Source organism: Pseudomonas baltica, assembly GCF_031880315.1.
Taxonomy (GTDB): domain Bacteria; phylum Pseudomonadota; class Gammaproteobacteria; order Pseudomonadales; family Pseudomonadaceae; genus Aquipseudomonas.
In genome coordinates this window covers 3,820,533-3,837,693 of record NZ_CP134771.1, presented here as the reverse complement: position 1 = coordinate 3,837,693, position 17,161 = coordinate 3,820,533, and the positions used below count along the sequence as shown (strand labels likewise).

The following is a 17,161-nucleotide window of genomic DNA, read 5'->3' as shown; positions in this document are numbered from 1 at the left end:
TTCCGTTCTTTTGCTGCAGTTAGCTGGGGGTGAGGCCAGTGTGCAGACTGAGTCTTGGCCTCTGTGCCACTGGCCCTGATGTAGCCCCCAGACCAATGGGGACCGCTTGATACCGGCGCTCAATGAGTGGTGGCCGAAGTTCGATGAGTACCCTGCCCCTTGGCAGCTCGCAGTGCTCTCCAGTATTGCGCCCCCCCGCAGTCGTCCTATGGCATAGCCGAAACAAAACTAAAAAGTAGCCTCTGGGCAAATCACGGCTAAATGTTCGGCTAACACATCTCTTAACCAATGGCAGGTATTGGCCGATAGCGGCCGTCTAGCAACGGTAGCCTTTAGTCGTTGGTTGTCGCTTACCGTAGTTGGAGAACGAGCCCCCAGACTCAGGAAAGCATGAGAGACAGCCACGCACTGATGGCAATCGGTCCCACTCTGGCTTTCCCCTCTCGATCAATGCTTAGCAAGCCCGGGTGCCGGGATAGTTTTAGAGATAGGAGGATCATCACATATAAATAAAAGTCTTACGGATCATATAGTTAATAACTTTTTCGACTCTTGGTGCCCCCCTGGAATTCCATTGACGACCATGGAGCTCCTGTCCTCCACCTGCTGGCGCACGGTATCTCCTAATTAGTGCCACCCCTCTAACGCTCGCACATCATCGAAGCTATAGGTGATCTAGCGAAACCTTGACCCGCTGGGGATTGGCCAGCCGCTCGCGCACTGTCGAGATCAAGGCTTCATCGTCCTCGGTCATCATCCCGTCGGCGAACTGCTCAAGCAGCTCTGCAGGGATTTTCGGTAGCTTTCGTAGTTCGGGTTTCTTTTTGGTTGGCATACATGCACCTCTTGCTCATGTTATGCCCGAACACAAAAAAACTGACAGTCCCGTCGTAACCACTCCATCAGCCGTCCATCCAGAACCAATAAACCCTAAGTAACTCTTAGGATGCGTTTAATCAGAGTCTTATACCCTTGGTCGCCACTATATTGTGTTGATCTGGTTATCGGCGCGAGGCTCAGCTCTCTACGTCCGATGGCCCACTCCCAAGGACAAGCACCATGACCGCCCTATCAACCCCAAAAAACATCCACACCCAACTCTCCACCTACGCCACCGCCGCCAACTCCGTGCCCCACGAAGCCCTGGGCCCAATCCTGCACCAGCTCGCCGCCTTGGACACCGACCTGCAAACACTGGACAACGCCATCCAGACCACCGCCGACGTCAACGGCGCCCTGACCCTGGTCATTCAAATGATGGAAGCCGCGTACGATCGCAAGCTGGATGCAGACTGCCTGCGCTGCCTGCTTGAACCCTTGCGCGAGAAGCTCGGCAAGGCGGTAGATGAAATGCGCTGGGTGCTGTAAGCCCAAGTCCATCACCAACCCGGCCGGCATTAGCGATCTGATGGTATTCCTGAGCGCTTCAACCCCCCGGCCAAACTAATAGCGAATGCCCGCAGCGGTTACGCCACATCTGCGAGCGCTACCACCTCAACACACCGTCCATCCGCTCCGGGTTGCAGCTTCGGGCGCCCTGGCCGATACACTGTCAAAGGTGTCCGCCATCGACAGTGGCGCCCGACTTTGTGGAGTGTGACGTGACCGATTTCCCCCCTTCATTGACATCGCCCGGCGGTTGCCAGGGCTGCAGAAGCAATCCGGAACTGGAGTTGGATTTCGACTTCGCCTACCAGCCGATCGTCGATGTGCGCGATCACTCGGTCTTTGCCCACGAAGCGCTGGTGCGCGGCCCCAATGGCGAGGGCGCGCTGTCGGTGTTGGAGCAGGTAAACGATCAGAACCGCTATCGATTCGACCAGATGTGCCGCACGCGGGCGATCGCTACGGCGGCGCAGTTGGGCATGGCCGAGCACCTGTCGATCAACTTTCTGCCCAACGCGGTGTATCGCCCCGAGCTGTGCATCCGCAGTACGCTGGAGGCGGCTCGCGCGCACAACTTCCCGCTTGATCGGCTGATTTTCGAGACAGTCGAGAGCGAGCATGTGGGGGACAATGGCCATCTGACCAATATCCTGCGTGAATACCGCCAGTTCGGTTTCAAGACGGCCATCGACGACTTCGGAGCGGGTTATTCGGGGCTGACGTTGCTGGCGGATTTTCAGCCGGACTTGATCAAGCTCGATATGGCGTTGGTGCGTGACATCCACCGTGATCGTGTGCGTCAGTCGATCGTGCGCGCGGTGGTGTCGATGTGTAGCGAGTTGGGCGTGAGCATCATCGCCGAAGGGATCGAGCAGGCCGAAGAGCGGGCCTTTCTCAGCGATTGCGGGATCTACCTGATGCAGGGTTACTGGTTTGCCAAGCCGGCGTTCAAGGCGCTGGCGCAGGTAAGGTTCAGCGACTAGATAACGCCTGCCTCAGCGGCGATCCAGTCCAGAAAACAGCGGATGGCGGGTTGGCGTTCGTGGCCTGGGCGGCACAGTGCGACGTAGTCGTACCCCGTCAGCATCACGTCCGCTCGATAGCGCTTCAACAGTCCGCGCTGCACGCTGTCTTGTGCCAGTACATCACTGGCCAGCAGATAGCCCTGCCCCGCCACAGCGGCCTGCAAGGCGTAGTGCTCGTCCTCGTAGTGGCGGACTTTGTAATTCGTCAGCCAATGCGGGCAGTCGGCTTTCTCGCACCATTGTTGCCAGTGCACCACGGCCATTTGCGGGGCGTTCCACGCTACGTCGATCAACTCCTCCACCGCGCACGCCGCCTGAGAAGCCATGAACACGCCAAACCGCTCTTGAATGAATGGCCGCTGATATAGGCCCGTCCATGGTTTGTCTGTATTACGCACGGCTACATCCACACTCCCGTCACGAAGCAGATCGACCACATCGTTAGTGGCTTCCACCTTGACGTTGATACCAGGATGAATGGAATAAAAACTGCCCAACCGTGGAATCAGCCAAAGTGCGGCGAACGCCTGAGTGGTGGTGACGACGATATCGACTTTATCCACTGCGGGCCGATACTGTTCGAGGGCTCGGTCAAGCCCCAGGAAGTAATCATGCACCTGGCTAAATAGCGCTGAGCCAGTCGGCGTCAATTGCGTGCCCTTGGCGATGCGCTCGAACAACCGCTGCCCCAGCCATTGCTCCAGCGCCTTTATCTGATGAGAAATCGCCGACGGGCTCACTGCCAGTTCGGCGGCCGCGAGCTTGAAGCTCGATAGCCTGGCCGCAGCTTCGAACGTCTTGAGCGCAGTGAGTGGCAACTTGGAAAACACGAAATACCTCTCGGATGAAATCAATTCAACCGAACTGAATTTATCTGAATTGCTTGGGGCCGGGAAGCGCAGCAATAGTGGCGGCCAGACAACACGCCACGGAGAGTTGCAATGCAAGGCCCGGTCAGAAAAGTCTTTCAAGCCGTCACTTACGAAGCCATTGCCTGGGTGTTCATCGCCCCCGCGATCGCCTATGTCTATAACAGCGATCTGCGGTATTCGGGGGTGTTCTCACTGTTGCTGTCGGCATTCGCGCTGGTGTGGAACGTGGCCTATAACGCGATGTTCGAGTATTGGGAGGCCCGCCAGCGCCAGCGCACTCGCAACTTCATGCGCCGCGCTATGCACGCAACGGGATTCGAAGGCGGACTGGCGCTGTTGCTGATTCCATTTATTGCCTGGTGGCTGGATATTTCAGTGCAGCAAGCAGTGTTGACCGACGTGGCATTGCTGGGGTTTTTCCTGGTCTATTCGTTTGTCTTCCAGTACTGCTTCGACAAACTCTTCGATGTCCCGGCGTCGGCCAAAAGCGCTTAGTGCTGATCAGTCTTCCGGCACGATCTCTACAGAAGTGATCCGCCAGCCGTCCTTGCCTTTGCTCAGCGCTACGGTCAAGCGCTGGGCGTTGTCTTCGGTGGTGCCCAGTACCACGCTTTCTTTGGCGGTGGCGCCTTTGGTGCCGAGGTCCGCGGCCTTGACGCTGGTCAGCCAGGAGTCATCGTAGTCCTGGGACTTGATGAAGTAGTCTTCTTCGAGCCCGTCTTCGCTCTTGGCCTGTTTATCGAGGTCCTTGATCAAGCTCTCGGCGACGAAGCCTTTGAGATGCTCGACATCATCGTCCAGCGGCACTTTATTATCGGCCAGGCTCTTCACGTACCACTTGTAGAAGGCCTCAGTGATCTGTTTCGGCGAGCCTTGTTCATCGGCAATAGCGGGGGCAAGGTGCAGGCCGGCGGCAAGGGCCAGCAGGGCGATCAAACGCTTCATCGATGGGCTTCCAGACAAAATAAAAATAATTAAAAAACAACTCCGTTGCGACATCGGCCTTCCGTGGCGTCAATCCGCAAAGATTCCATGCAATTGCCCCACGCGTCAACGCCCGCGCGCCAAACCTGATGATGCTGGCGATCCGAAGTGGGTCGGCGCCAAGTGAAGCTTGTTTTACCCTGCCCCCTCCATGAAAAAAGGGCCCGTCAGTGATGACGGGCCCTTTTGTGTGCAAACGACGCTCGATCAGCCTTGCTGGTTCTCCACCTGGGTGGCTTTATCGCTCTGGGGCGGCTGAACGTGAGGGTCCTGATGCGCGACTTGGGAGGCGTCGTGGGTGGCGTCGTAGTGCTGCATGGCAAGCGTGCGAGCATCGTCCATCTGCTTGTCGACACGCGAAGCACCGTCTTCAGCCATGGCGCCTGCAGAGGCGCCCAGCAGGGCAAGGGCAAAAAAGACATGTGAAGTTTTCATGGTGGATCTCCTGGTGAGAGTGTCCGTAGCCGAGAAAGTCCGACATGGACGGTTGCGGGTCTGATGAGGCAGCCGCAAACCTGGCCCCTAGTTCACCCCAGGCTCGGCAATCTGACAAAACAACAAATCCTCACGTACCTGAGCAAAGCGGGCATTTTTTACAAATTCTTTAAAGTCATGCCGGTCCTGCATGAACTCTTCGAGCATGAAAAAGGCGCCAGCCCGGTAAGGGGTGGCGCCTTTGCATACCGCGACAGCCTTAGAAGATGCTGATCGGGTATTCCACGAACAGACGGTATTCATTACCGCCGTGGTTGTAATCCTGAACGCTGTTGTCGACCCGCAGGAACGAGCTGCGCGCACGCAGTTTCAGGTTTTTGGCAACACCGCTCTGCACGACGTATTGCAGCTGGTTGAAGATTTCGCGTTCGGAACCATTGCCATTGTCGGTGTGAATGTTGTCACCGCGCACGTAGGCGACTTTGTAGGTCAGGCCAGGCACGCCGAAGGTGTTGAAGTCCAGACCGTAACCCAACTGCCAGGAGCGCTCGTCTTCACCGTTGAAGTCCGACCAGTAGGAGTTGCTCAGGTAGATGGAGTTGCCACCGTTACCGACGCCGCCGTTGTTCTGGTAGCCACCGTACGGGTAGCCAGCGTTGCCGCTGCTGCGCTGGTGAGCCAGGGTGAACGAGTGCGGGCCCGTGGTGTAAGTGGCCGCCAGGCTCCAGATACGGTTGGTGTCGCCACCTTGAGTCGCGGCGAAGTCGCGATACAGGTCAGTCCGATAGCCGTTGAAGTCCAGTGTCAGGGATTGATCCTTGGACAGCGGCTGTACGTAGGTCAGGCCCAGGTACTGCTGCTTGTAGATGTCCTGGACGTTCATGCCATACAGCGAACCCTTGAGCTGGTCGTTGAAAGTATAGCTGCCGCCCAATACGTCGATCTGCTTCAGGCCACCGCTGTCACGACCGGTCGCGCTCTTGCGCGCTTCTTCGGTGAAGTGACCGGCGTTGATTTCCAGACCCTTGATCTCCTTGGAGGTGATCATGGTGCCGGTGTAGCTCTCTGGCAGCAGACGCGAGTCGTCATATTGCAGCAGCGGCAGGGACGGCATCATGTCGCCGTATTTCAGCACGGTGTTGGATACCCGGAACTTGATCGCGGCACCGGCGCGCGACAGGTCGCGAGCGGCATCGCCGTTGCTGTCCTGCTTGAAGAAGTCGATGCCACCGGCACCGCTTTTGCCCTTGCCGCCGTCCAGACGCAGCGCATACAAGCCGAAAGCATCGACACCAACGCCCACAGTGCCCTGGGTGAAGCCCGAGCTGAAGGTACCGATGAAGGCCTGGCCCCATTCAGCCTTGTCCTTCTCGTCGCTCGGCCGGTTCTTGTAATCACGATTGATGTAGGCGTTACGCAGCAGTACGTTCAGGCTGCTGTCGGCAACGAATCCTTTCGAGTCGGATTGCTCGCTGGCGACGGCCTGAGTGGCCGCCATGATGCCCAGTGCAACCAGGCAGATCCTTGTGTTGAACATGTGTGTGTCCCTATTTTGATATTTTTTTATACGTCTGCGGCGACCTCGTGGGTCTGTCCTGCCGCGCCACCTTTTACCGCTGCCCTCCCAGGCACGCCGCCGTATCGAAAACGACGAAGCTCGCCGATGGGCGAGCTGAAAAGTGAAGCGCAGATTGCCAGGACCGCAGGCGAGGCGGGAATCCTAGCGGCGGGTCAGGGGGGTGTCAATTTGCTGCGGGGCTGGCAGCGAAGGGATGAATTACCTGATGTAACAGTCAACATTGACCGAAGGTCGCCAGGGAAAGCCTGCGCGCATCCTGCGGTTTCAGCGGCAAGCGGCGCCCAGCAAGGCGTCCAGCTCATCGTCAGTGAGCAGACCGACTGGATACCGCGCTGCCATTTGCTGGCGCAGGTTATGGCCGCTCGTTTGGTGCTCATGACTATTACGTCTTAGCCAATGCGCCAGAAGCTGCATCGACACGCCATTGATTACCGAGGACCGTGCCACGCTCATGTTGCTTGGGTTCATAAAGTCACTCTCCCAGATAGAGTGGCCAAAATACGGAGACTTCATGACAGAACCGCGACGCGTTCGAACATGAACCTTGAATCAAAGACAATACAAGAGCTATGCCAGCGCGCCGCCGGGTAACACCACGCATACAAAAAAGCCCGCGACGGCGAACCGTGGCGGGCTGATCGACTCGTCAGCTTCAGGCCCGGGCGGGGGCCGGCTGCTGCTGGGTCAGGCAGTGAATGTTGCCGCCCCCCAGGAGGAGCTCGCGGCCAGGCACCATGACCACTTCATGCTCTGGAAACAGCTGCTGCAACAGGGCCCTAGCGGTCTCGTCGAGCGGGTCGTCGAAGCTCGGGGCGATGATCGCGCCATTGATGATCAGGAAGTTCACATAGGACCCGGCGAGCCTGACACTGGGGTTGCGCTCCTGAGAACCTGCGACCAGATCGACCCCCGCGCACTCCTCTTCAGTGGCATACAGCGGGCCCGGGATCGGCATCTTGTGCACTATAAAAGAGCGGCCTTTGGCATCCTTGCTTGCTTGCAGCACCTTCATCGCCGCCTGGCAGCGCGGGTAGTTGGGGTCCTGGGGATCATCGGTCCAGGCCAGTAACACTTCGCCAGGGCGCACGTAACAGCAGAAGTTATCCACATGGCCATCGGTTTCGTCGTTGAACAGGCCGTCGGGCAGCCAGATGATCTTGTCCACCGCCAGGTGCTCGGACAACACCGCTTCGATCTGCTCGCGCGTCAAATGCGGGTTGCGATTGCGGTTGAGCAGGCACTCCTGCGTAGTCACCAGAGTGCCTTCGCCATCGACATGGATCGAGCCGCCCTCGAGCACGAAGCCTTCGGTGACATACCGCGGGCAACGCTCGATTTCCATGACCTTGCTGGCCAGTTGCTCATCGCGGTTCCACGGGCTGTACAAGCCACCGTCGAACCCGCCCCAGGCGTTGAACCCCCAGTCCACACCGCGCACTTCGCCGCTGTCATTGATGACGAAGGTCGGCCCGGTATCGCGCATCCAGGCGTCGTCGTTGCTGATTTCGACTACGCGGATATTCGGCACGTCGAGGCGAGCGCGGGCGTTGTCGTACTGCGCTGCGCTGACGGCCACGGTCACCGGCTCAAAACGGGCGATCGCTTTGGCCAGCGTCACATGGGCGGCCTGTACCGGCTTGCCGCCCAGGCGCCAGTTGTCCGGACGCTCGGGCCAGATCATCCAGATCTGGGTCTGCGGTGCCCATTCGGCGGGCATGTGAAAGCCATCGGCGCGGGGCGTGCTGGTAAGCGTGGTCATGGCAGGCGAGATCTCCAGCGAAGGGTTGAGCAAATAATAGCCACCTTATAACCGATAAATATCGGCTTTAAAACAGCCGTGTGCGAGGGGGGTTGCCCCCGAAAGATCCATGGCCCTTCACAAGTTTCGAGGTGAGTCCGAGGACTTCGGGCGCAAGCCTCCTGCTACAGGCCTTCTGACAACACCCGGGCCACGCTGTCCACAAAGAAATCGACGCTTTGTCGGGTGGTGCACATCGGCGGTTTGATCTTAAGGATATTCAGATAATCCCCGGTCGGCTGCATGAAAATCCCCAGATCGAGCAGGCGATCGCACAGCGCGGCGGTCTCCAGCGTGGCGGGTTCCAGTGTCTGATGATCCCGTACCAGCTCTAGCCCTAGGTAGAAACCCGAGCCATGCACGGCGCCCACCAGCGGATAATCATCGGTCAACGCCTGCAATCGCGCCTTGAAATGCCGGCCGACGTCACGCGCGTTGTCCCAGAGCTGCTCTTGCTGCATGACGTCGAGCACCGCCAGGCCGATGCGGCAACTGACCGGGCTGCCTCCCGCTGAGGAGAAAAAGTACCCCTCGGCCTCCAGCGCTTCGGCGATTTCCCGCCGAGTGATCACCGCGCCAAGGGGGTGGCCATTGCCCATGCCCTTGGCCAGGGTGATGATATCGGGCACCACGCCCTGCTCTTCGAAACCCCAGAAGTACTCGCCCAGCCGGCCATAGCCGACCTGCACCTCGTCGGCGATGCACACGCCCCCCAGTGCTCGCACGCGGGCATAGACCTGTTGCAGATAACCGGGCGGCAGAGCGATGCCGCCCGCGTTACCGTACACCGGCTCGCAGATGAACCCGGCGACCTGGCGGCCTTGCGCGCTCAGCCCGGCCAGGATGGCCTCCACATCGGCGACATAGTTGCCGGTACTCTCGGCGCCGCGCCATTTGCCGCGATAGGTGTTGGGCGCCATGACCGGATGCACCCAGTCCGGCCGGGTGCTGAGTGCCTGCGGGTTGTCGGCGATCGAGGTCGAGATCGCATCGGTGGCCACCGACCAGCCGTGATAGGCCTCCAGCACGCTGAGCATGTCGCGCCCGCCGCTGGCGGCCCAGGCCAGGCGAATCGCCAGGTCGTTGGCCTCGGTGCCGCTGTTGACCAGAAACACCCGGTCCATCCCCGCCGGTGCCAGTGCCAGCAACTGCTCGGAAAACTCGGCAATGGCGGCGTAGTGAAAGCGCGAGTTGGTATTCAACAACGACCATTGCCGCGCCGCCTCGCTGGCCATGCGCGGGTGCCCGTGGCCGAGCACCGCTACGTTGTTGAGCATGTCCAGGTAAGAACGGCCCTGCATGTCGATCAAGTGGTTGCGCCAGCCACGCTCGATGTGCGGTGGCGCCTGGTAGTAATGCTTTTGCGAGCGCGCGAAGCTGGCATCGCGGCGCTGTAACAGGCGCTGGGCGTCCACCGCCGGCGGGGCATCGCAATCAAAACCCAGCAACGCCTGGGGCGAGGGGCAAAGAGCCTGCCAGGCGCGGGCCCGCAGCGCCGTGGTGAACAACGGCGGGGCGATCCATGCCATGCGGCACAATTGCACCCGCACCACGCCTTCGCCGCGGCCCAGGTACTGCCCCTCGGCGACGCCGCGATTGACCGCCGCCTCGTCGGTCGATACCTGCACACCCGTCAGGTACAAGCTGGCACCGTCGCCCACCAAACGCAGTCCGTCGGGCTCCACGGCCTCCAGTACACCGCAGAAAGGCGCGTGCACCGCGCTCCCCGGCGGCAAGTGCAATTCGACATGCAGTGCACAGGTGGCTGGCCCCATGGCGCAGTCGATGCGGGTCTGGGACAATCGATATTCACCATACAGCGAACTGGCGACACCCTCGCTCCCCGCCTGCTCGGCCAGAATCCGCGAGTCGATCAACGGCGTCTCCCAGTTGCCCGCTTCGAACCATGGGCTCAGCACGCCCAGATCGATCCGGCGCACATCCTCGACCTGGAGCGTCGGCAGCAATGCGGACATCGGCAACGGCGCAGGCAGTCGCGGCGCCAGGCCCGCGCACTGCTGAATCGCCAGCTCCATCAACTCGAAGGGGACCGAGGTGGCGACGTCGAAGATTTCCCATTCATGCTGCAGATTGGCGCGGATATAAGCGTTACCGGGTTCGACACTCAACTGCTGCTCGCTGCTCACCACCAGTACCGCCGCTCGGGCCACGATCATCGGCCACAGCGCGCGCAGTTCTTCGACCTGTAGCGGATTGGCGGCGTGATACGCGGCAATGGCCGGCAGCAAGGCGAACGGCTCGCCCGCGACGTGATGCAGCAGCGCCGCGCAGGTGACCGACAGGTCGGCGATACGCCAGGTACGCAGCACGTCGCCGAAATCGATGATGCCCTGCAGTTGCCATTGGCGCTGCACGTCGCGCTGCCACACTGTGTTGTCATCGGTGATGTCCAGATGCACCGCCTGAACCGGCAGGCTGGGCAACAAGGCGTGCAGATGTCGCGCCGCCTGATCGCTGGCCCGCGCGACCTGGGCACGGCGCACGGGGTCGGCGAGTACGGGCAGCAGGTGATTGATCAACGGTTGCGCATGGCGCGGGTCCCATTGCAGGGTGCGGTCAAGGCCGGGATGCTGGAAATCCGCCAAGCCGATATCGATCTCGGCGCAGGCACGCCCCAGCCGCGCAAACTGTGGCGGCCCGACCCAGGCCTGCTTGGTCAGCGAGCTGCCTTCTATATAGTCCAGCAAGCGCAGCCGCACCGGCTGGCCGTCGATACTGAGAGACAGTAACGACTCGCCGTTCAGGGCAGCGACTACACCGGGTACCGGCAACCCGCGCTCGGCCAGGCGCGCCAATGCGCCATGCTGGGCGAGCAGTTCGCTGGCGGCGTAGCTGCCATGACAGATTTTCAGTACGTGGCGTTGTACTTCACCGTCGCTGCCCCTGCTCTCTACCCTGAAGTTGACATCCTGCTGGCTGCCCAGCCGCTCGAGGCTGGCGTCCAGACCATAATGCTCGCGCAACAAGCGCCGTGCCTGCTCGGGGTCGACCTGCGGCGACGGCAAACTGGAACGGTGCATCAGCGTAGTGAGCGGCATGGCATGACCTCGGCGATTTTCAGGCGCCAATATCGCCGTGAGCGGGCGAACGGTGCAAGTCCGACAGCGGCTTTATAGTTATCAGTGCCAATTTGTCAGCAAGGAAACCCAGCACTTACAGTTTGAGACGACTGCCGCTTGCTTCGCTTGATCATTGCCCACAATCTATGCGGCGAATAGCTTCACAGTCAGCTAAGGAAGAAGGCGATTACATGCGAATTCTGGTTACAGGCGGTGCCGGCTTCATCGGGTCGGCCGTAGTGCGTCACCTGATCGGCAACACCGAACACGAAGTCCTCAACCTCGACAAGCTCACGTATGCCGGCAATCTCGAGTCCCTGGCTGCGATTGCCAGCAACAGCCGCTATGAGTTCGTGCAGGCCGATATTGCCGACCAGGCGACCGTCAGCGCCGTACTTGAGCGCTTCGCGCCCCAGGCGATCATGCATCTGGCTGCGGAGTCCCACGTCGATCGCTCCATCGATGGCCCTTCGGATTTCATCCAGACCAACATTGTCGGCACCTACAGCCTGCTCGAGGCCACCCGCGCCTACTGGCAGACACTGCCGACCGCCGAGCGCGAAGCGTTTCGTTTCCACCATATCTCCACCGATGAGGTGTACGGCGACCTGCACGGCGTCGACGATCTGTTCCTCGAGACCACCCCGTATGCACCCAGCTCGCCCTATTCGGCCAGCAAGGCGGCGTCCGATCACCTGGTCCGGGCCTGGCAGCGTACCTATGGGCTGCCGGTGCTGGTCACCAACTGCTCGAACAACTACGGCCCGTATCACTTCCCGGAAAAACTCATTCCGCTGGTGATCCTCAACGCCTTGGCCGGCAAGCCGCTGCCGGTGTACGGCGATGGCCTGCAAGTGCGCGACTGGCTGTACGTCGAAGATCACGCCCGCGCGCTGTTCAAGGTCGTCACCGAAGGCAAGGTCGGCGAGACCTACAACATCGGTGGCCACAACGAGCAGAAAAACATCGACGTGGTGCGTGGTATCTGTGCCCTGCTCGAAGAACTGGCGCCTCAGCGCCCGGCCGGAGTGGCCCAGTACGCCGACCTGATCACCTTCGTCAAGGATCGCCCCGGCCACGACCTGCGCTATGCCATCGATGCCGGCAAGATCGAGCGCGAGCTGGGTTGGGTCCCGGAAGAAACCTTCCAGAGCGGCCTGCGCAAGACCGTCCAGTGGTACCTCGACAACCTCGAGTGGTGCCGCCGCGTTCAGGATGGCAGCTATCAAGGCCAACGCCTTGGCATGACCGAACACAAGGATCTGCTCGCATGATCAAAGGTATCGTTCTGGCGGGCGGCTCCGGCACCCGCCTGCACCCCATCACCCTGGGTGTTTCCAAGCAACTGCTGCCGATCTACGACAAACCGATGATCTACTACCCGATCTCGGTGTTGATGCTCGCCGGTATCCGCGAGATCCTGCTGATCTCCACGCCTGTCGACCTACCGCAATACCGCCAGTTGCTGGGCGATGGCAGCCAGTTCGGGGTAAACATCCAATACGCCGAACAACCCGCGCCGGACGGCCTGGCGCAGGCATTCTTGATTGGCGAGGAGTTCATCGGCAACGACCCGGTGTGCCTGATCCTCGGCGACAACATCTTTCATGGCCAGCATTTCAGCGATCAGTTGCAGCGTGCCGCCAATGCCGGGCCGGGCGCCACTGTGTTCGGCTATTGGGTCAAGGATCCAGAGCGCTTTGGTGTCATCGATTTCGATGAGCACGGTCGCGCCCTATCGATCGAAGAGAAACCCACCCAGCCGAAATCCAGCTATGCCGTGACCGGCCTGTATTTCTACGACAACGATGTGGTCGAGATCGCCAAGGCGGTCAAGCCATCGCCGCGTGGCGAGCTGGAAATCACCGACGTCAACAACGCCTACCTGCAGCGCGGCGATCTGCGCGTCGAGCGCTTTGGCCGCGGCTTCGCCTGGCTCGACACCGGGACCCACGACAGCCTGCTGGAAGCTTCCCAGTACGTGCAGACCATCGAGCATCGTCAGGGCCTGAAAGTCGCCTGCCTTGAAGAAATCGCCTATCAGCAAGACTGGATCGACCGCGAACAACTGCTGGTCCGCGCCAAGGCGTTCGGCAAGACTGGCTATGGCCAATACCTGTTCGCCCTGGCCGGAGAGAAACGATGAAAGCTATTGCATGTGAAATCCCCGATGTATTCATCATCGAGCCGAAAGTATTTGGCGATGATCGCGGATTTTTCTACGAAAGCTTCAATGCGGCGGCCTTTCGTGAAGCGACGGGTGCAGCCGTGGAGTTCGTGCAGGACAACCACTCACGCTCGCAAAAGGGCGTGCTGCGCGGCCTGCATTACCAGATTGAAAACCCTCAGGGCAAGCTGGTACGCGTGACGCAGGGCACTGTACTGGACGTCGCTGTGGATATCCGCCGTACCTCGAAGACCTTCGGCCAATGGATCGGGGTCGAGCTGTCGGCCGAGAACTGCCGTCAGCTGTGGATTCCGGCGGGTTTCGCCCACGGTTTCGTGGTGCTGAGCGACACCGCCGAGTTCCTCTACAAGACCACCGACTACTACACGCCGAGTGCCGAGCGCTGCATCCGCTGGGATGACCCGACGTTGAACATCGACTGGCAGCTGAGCCAGGAGCCGCAACTGTCTGCCAAGGATAAACTCGGCAAGCTGTTGCAGGATGCCGAGCTGGCCTGAGGCTGCAAGCTGCAAGCTGCAAGCTGCAAGCTGCAAGCATTAGAGCTTGCGGCTTGAAGCTTGAAGCATGAAGCTTGCAACTCGCAGCTACCTCTCCGGCTTTCCATGAACAAGACCCCTATTCTCCCGCGCCGGCCTCGCTGGCGCAGCCTCGCCATCCTGGCGATCTGCCTCGCGCCCTTGCTGTGGCCGTTGCAACGCCTGGCCGAGCGGTACTATGGCAGCGAGCTCGCCAGCCAGAATCGCCAGACCCTCGATCTCTACGTCGCCAACCTGCTGGGCACCCTGCATCGCTACGAAACGCTGCCGCAGATCCTCGGCGACCTGCCCGCCCTGCGCCAGACCCTGGCGACCCCTGCCTCGGCGGCCACCGTCGACAACGCCAACCATTTGCTCAAGGCCATCGCGCGCCAGACCGGTGCCGAAGTGATGTACCTCATGGATACCAAAGGCCTCACCCTGGCGGCGTCCAACTGGGATCACAAGGACAGCTTCATCGCGCGCAATTTCGCTTTCCGCCCGTATTTCCGAGATGCCCTCGCCGGGCAGATGGGGCGATTTTTCGGGCTGGGCACCACCTCGGCCAAACGCGGCTATTTCTTCGCCGCGCCAGTGCGAGAAGGCAACCAGGTGATCGGCGTGTTCGTGGTCAAGGTCGACCTGGACCACACCGAAACGCTCTGGGGCAACACCCCCGAGCAACTGCTGCTGACCGACAACAACGGCGTGGTCATCCTCACTTCGCGGCCCGACTGGCGGTTCAAGGCCACCAGGGCGCTCAGCGATAGCGAGCGCCAGAGCATCGCCGAAGTGCAGCCCTACCCGACCCGCGACCCGCAACCGCTGCGCCTCGACACAGGCGCCTGGGTCACCCAGACCCAAAGCATCGGCGAAACCGGTTGGGACGTGAGTATCCTTGCGCCCCGCACCCTGATCGATCGCCCTGTCCGCACGGTGGTCGCCGTCGGTGGCGCTACCTTGCTGGTGCTGATGCTACTGTTGGGCCTGATGATGCAACGCCGCCGTCACTACCTGGACCGCATCAACTTCGACACCAAGGCCCGGCACGAGCTGGAGAAGCGCGTGATCGAACGGACCAGCGCCCTGGAAGGCCTCAACAGCCGACTGAAACAGGAAGTACTGATCCGCGAAGAGGCCCAGCAAAACCTCGTGCAGGCCCAGGACGAACTCGTCCAGGCCGGCAAGCTGTCGGTACTCGGGACCATGTCGGCCAGCATCAGCCACGAGCTCAATCAGCCGCTGGCCGCCATTCGCAGCTACGCCGAGAACGCCGAAGTGCTGCTCGATCATCAACGTACCGACGATGCCCGCGGCAACCTCAAGCTGATCAACGAACTGACCGGGCGCATGGCCTCGATCATCGCCCACTTGCGCGCATTCGCCCGCCGCGACCACCACGCGCCGGAAAGCGTGGCCCTGCAACCGGCACTCGATGATGCCCTGGCACTGCTCGGCAAGCGCCGTCGGGCCATGGCCGTGGAACTGATCCGCGATGTGCCTGACGCCACACTTTGGGTACAAGCCGGGGAAACCCGCTTGCGGCAGATCCTCGGCAACCTGCTGGCCAACGCCCTCGACGCCTTGACCGAGAAAGCCAACCCGCGCTGCCTGTGGATCAGCGCCGAGCAGACCGCCGAAGGTATCAACTTGAGCATTCGCGATAATGGCCCGGGCTTCAGCAGCGTCGCCCTGGCGCGCGCGCGCGAGCCATTCTTCACCACCAAGACCCGCACCCAGGGCCTTGGCCTTGGGCTGGCGATCTGCGATACCCTGATCGGCGCTCTGGGCGGCGAACTGGTCCTGGCCAATCACCCCCAGGGCGGCGCCCTCCTGACCCTGCGCCTGCGCGCGGGCGCACCGGGCGTCAATCTGCAACCACCAGAGGATCTCTCGGTATGAGCCATGAGCCGATCATCGACAGCCAGATCCAAGTGGTATTGATCGATGACGACAAACACCTGCGTCAGGCCCTGACCCAGACCCTCGACCTCGCCGGCCTGAAAATCCTGCCACTGGCAGACGCCCGCGGCCTCGCCGAACGTATCGAGCGTGACTGGCCGGGGGTGGTGGTCAGCGATATCCGCATGCCGGGTATCGATGGCTTGCAATTGCTCGAACAACTGCACGCCCAGGATGCCGAGCAGCCCGTGCTGCTGATCACCGGCCATGGCGATGTGCCCTTGGCCGTGCAGGCCATGCGTGCCGGCGCTTATGACTTTCTGGAAAAACCCTTCGCCAGCGATGCCCTGCTCGACAGCGTGCGGCGCGCCCTGGCCCTGCGCCGCCTGGTGCTCGACAATCGCAGCCTGCGTCTGGCCCTGAGTGATCGCCAGGCACTGAGCACGCGCCTGGTGGGGCAGTCGGCGTCGATGACGCGCTTGCGCGAGCAGATCGGCGCCCTGGCCGCGACCAAGGCCGACGTGCTGATCCTCGGCGAAACCGGCGCCGGCAAGGAAGTCGTGGCGCGAGCCCTGCACGACCTGTCGAATCGCCGTGGCGGGCCTTTCGTAGCAATCAACGCCGGGGCGCTGGCCGAGTCGGTAGTCGAGAGTGAACTGTTCGGCCACGAACCTGGGGCGTTCACGGGCGCGCAGAAGCGCCGTATCGGCAAGTTCGAATTCGCCAATGGCGGCACCTTGTTCCTCGATGAAATCGAAAGCATGAGCCTCGACGTACAGGTCAAACTGCTGCGGCTGCTGCAAGAGCGAGTGGTCGAGCGCCTGGGTGGCAATCAGCAGATCCGCCTCGATATCCGCGTGATCGCCGCTACCAAGGAGGACTTGCGCCACGCTGCCGATCAAGGGCGCTTCCGCGCCGACCTCTACTACCGCCTGAACGTCGCCAATCTGCGCATTCCGCCGCTGCGTGAACGCGGCGAAGATGTATTGATGCTGTTCCAGCATTACGCCGATGCTGCCAGCGATCGCCACGGCCTGTTACCGCATTCCCTGGGCCCCGGCCAGCGCGCGTTGTTGTTGCGCCACAGCTGGCCAGGCAACGTGCGGGAGCTGCAAAACGTTGCTGAGCGTTTCGCGTTGGGACTGGAGCTTGAACTCGACGTACCGGTCAACGAACCGCCCGGCAGTGTCCCGAGCGTTATCGAGGGCGGGCTGGGCGAGCAAGTCGAACACTTCGAGCGCTCGCTGATCGCCGCCGAGATGGCCCGCCCCCACAGTTCGATGCGCAGCTTGGCCGAAGCCTTGGGCCTGCCCCGCAAGACCCTGCACGACAAATTGCGCAAACACGGCCTGACCTTCGCCAGTGGCGAGGACTCGGACTCATGAGCCAGGAAACCC

The 17,161-nt window shown here is 61.1% G+C and carries 16 protein-coding genes; 8 read left to right on the top strand and 8 right to left on the bottom strand.

The genetic code is table 11. The features are described from left to right. Positions 1 to 664 precede the first annotated feature (664 nt). On the bottom strand, positions 665 to 835 hold the full coding sequence (locus tag REH34_RS17165) for a type II toxin-antitoxin system RelB/DinJ family antitoxin (RefSeq protein ID WP_311968551.1): 171 nt from the start codon (positions 833 to 835) through the stop codon (positions 665 to 667). Between the two features lie 224 nt (positions 836 to 1,059). Here REH34_RS17165 and REH34_RS17160 point away from each other — a divergent pair, with 224 nt between their 5' ends. Both REH34_RS17160 and REH34_RS17155 read left to right on the top strand, forming a co-directional pair. After that, the gene (locus REH34_RS17160; protein ID WP_311968550.1) at positions 1,060 to 1,368 is read left to right on the top strand and encodes a DUF1484 family protein; all 309 of its coding nucleotides are present in this window, start codon (positions 1,060 to 1,062) and stop codon (positions 1,366 to 1,368) included. Between the two features lie 233 nt (positions 1,369 to 1,601). After that, positions 1,602 to 2,369: an EAL domain-containing protein gene (locus tag REH34_RS17155; protein ID WP_226504112.1), complete on the top strand. Its 768-nt coding sequence runs from the start codon at positions 1,602 to 1,604 to the stop codon at positions 2,367 to 2,369. Here the strand turns inward: REH34_RS17155 and REH34_RS17150 are convergent. After that, the gene (locus REH34_RS17150) at positions 2,366 to 3,241 is read right to left on the bottom strand and encodes a LysR substrate-binding domain-containing protein (RefSeq protein WP_311968549.1); all 876 of its coding nucleotides are present in this window, start codon (positions 3,239 to 3,241) and stop codon (positions 2,366 to 2,368) included. The genes REH34_RS17155 and REH34_RS17150 overlap by 4 nt on opposite strands. 111 nt (positions 3,242 to 3,352) lie before the next feature. On the opposite strand from REH34_RS17150, the gene REH34_RS17145 reads away from it, so the two are divergent. Further along, complete coding sequence (locus REH34_RS17145; RefSeq protein WP_311968548.1) at positions 3,353 to 3,778, top strand: PACE efflux transporter; 426 nt, start codon at positions 3,353 to 3,355, stop codon at positions 3,776 to 3,778. Positions 3,779 to 3,784: 6 nt separating this feature from the next. Here the strand turns inward: REH34_RS17145 and REH34_RS17140 are convergent, their stop codons facing one another. The 6 genes from REH34_RS17140 to REH34_RS17115 form a co-directional block, all read right to left on the bottom strand. Then, complete coding sequence (locus REH34_RS17140) at positions 3,785 to 4,228, bottom strand: DUF3828 domain-containing protein (protein WP_226504109.1); 444 nt, start codon at positions 4,226 to 4,228, stop codon at positions 3,785 to 3,787. Between the two features lie 246 nt (positions 4,229 to 4,474). Beyond that, positions 4,475 to 4,702 carry a co-regulatory protein PtrA N-terminal domain-containing protein gene (locus REH34_RS17135; RefSeq protein ID WP_311968547.1) on the bottom strand — a complete coding sequence of 76 codons (228 nt, stop codon included), beginning with the start codon at positions 4,700 to 4,702 and terminating at the stop codon, positions 4,475 to 4,477. A gap of 259 nt (positions 4,703 to 4,961) precedes the next feature. After that, positions 4,962 to 6,239, bottom strand: coding sequence for an OprD family porin (locus REH34_RS17130; protein WP_226504107.1), 1,278 nt, complete (start codon positions 6,237 to 6,239; stop codon positions 4,962 to 4,964). 306 nt (positions 6,240 to 6,545) lie between these two features. Then, a complete protein-coding gene (locus tag REH34_RS17125) occupies positions 6,546 to 6,749 on the bottom strand; it encodes a hypothetical protein (protein WP_226504106.1) in 204 nt (67 codons plus the stop codon). Positions 6,750 to 6,933: 184 nt separating this feature from the next. Next, entirely contained in the window at positions 6,934 to 8,040 is a 1,107-nt protein-coding gene (gene aguA, locus REH34_RS17120) for an agmatine deiminase (RefSeq protein WP_226504105.1), read from the bottom strand. 164 nt (positions 8,041 to 8,204) lie between these two features. After that, positions 8,205 to 11,138, bottom strand: coding sequence for an aminotransferase (locus REH34_RS17115; protein ID WP_311968546.1), 2,934 nt, complete (start codon positions 11,136 to 11,138; stop codon positions 8,205 to 8,207). A gap of 212 nt (positions 11,139 to 11,350) precedes the next feature. On the opposite strand from REH34_RS17115, the gene rfbB reads away from it, so the two are divergent. The 5 genes from rfbB to REH34_RS17090 all read left to right on the top strand — a co-directional run bounded on the left by rfbB (position 11,351) and on the right by REH34_RS17090 (position 17,149). Continuing rightward, entirely contained in the window at positions 11,351 to 12,433 is a 1,083-nt protein-coding gene (gene rfbB / locus REH34_RS17110; protein WP_311968545.1) for a dTDP-glucose 4,6-dehydratase, read from the top strand. Then, a complete protein-coding gene (gene rfbA / locus REH34_RS17105) occupies positions 12,430 to 13,305 on the top strand; it encodes a glucose-1-phosphate thymidylyltransferase RfbA (protein ID WP_226504102.1) in 876 nt (291 codons plus the stop codon). The genes rfbB and rfbA overlap by 4 nt, the downstream gene beginning before the upstream one ends. After that, positions 13,302 to 13,844, top strand: a complete 543-nt coding sequence (rfbC, locus tag REH34_RS17100) for a dTDP-4-dehydrorhamnose 3,5-epimerase (protein ID WP_226504101.1) — start codon at positions 13,302 to 13,304, stop codon at positions 13,842 to 13,844. Before rfbA ends, rfbC begins: the two co-directional genes overlap by 4 nt. A 105-nt stretch (positions 13,845 to 13,949) precedes the next feature. After that, the gene (locus tag REH34_RS17095) at positions 13,950 to 15,764 is read left to right on the top strand and encodes an ATP-binding protein (protein ID WP_226504100.1); all 1,815 of its coding nucleotides are present in this window, start codon (positions 13,950 to 13,952) and stop codon (positions 15,762 to 15,764) included. Then, on the top strand, positions 15,761 to 17,149 hold the full coding sequence (locus REH34_RS17090; protein ID WP_311968544.1) for a sigma-54 dependent transcriptional regulator: 1,389 nt from the start codon (positions 15,761 to 15,763) through the stop codon (positions 17,147 to 17,149). Before REH34_RS17095 ends, REH34_RS17090 begins: the two co-directional genes overlap by 4 nt. Positions 17,150 to 17,161: the final 12 nt, after the last annotated feature.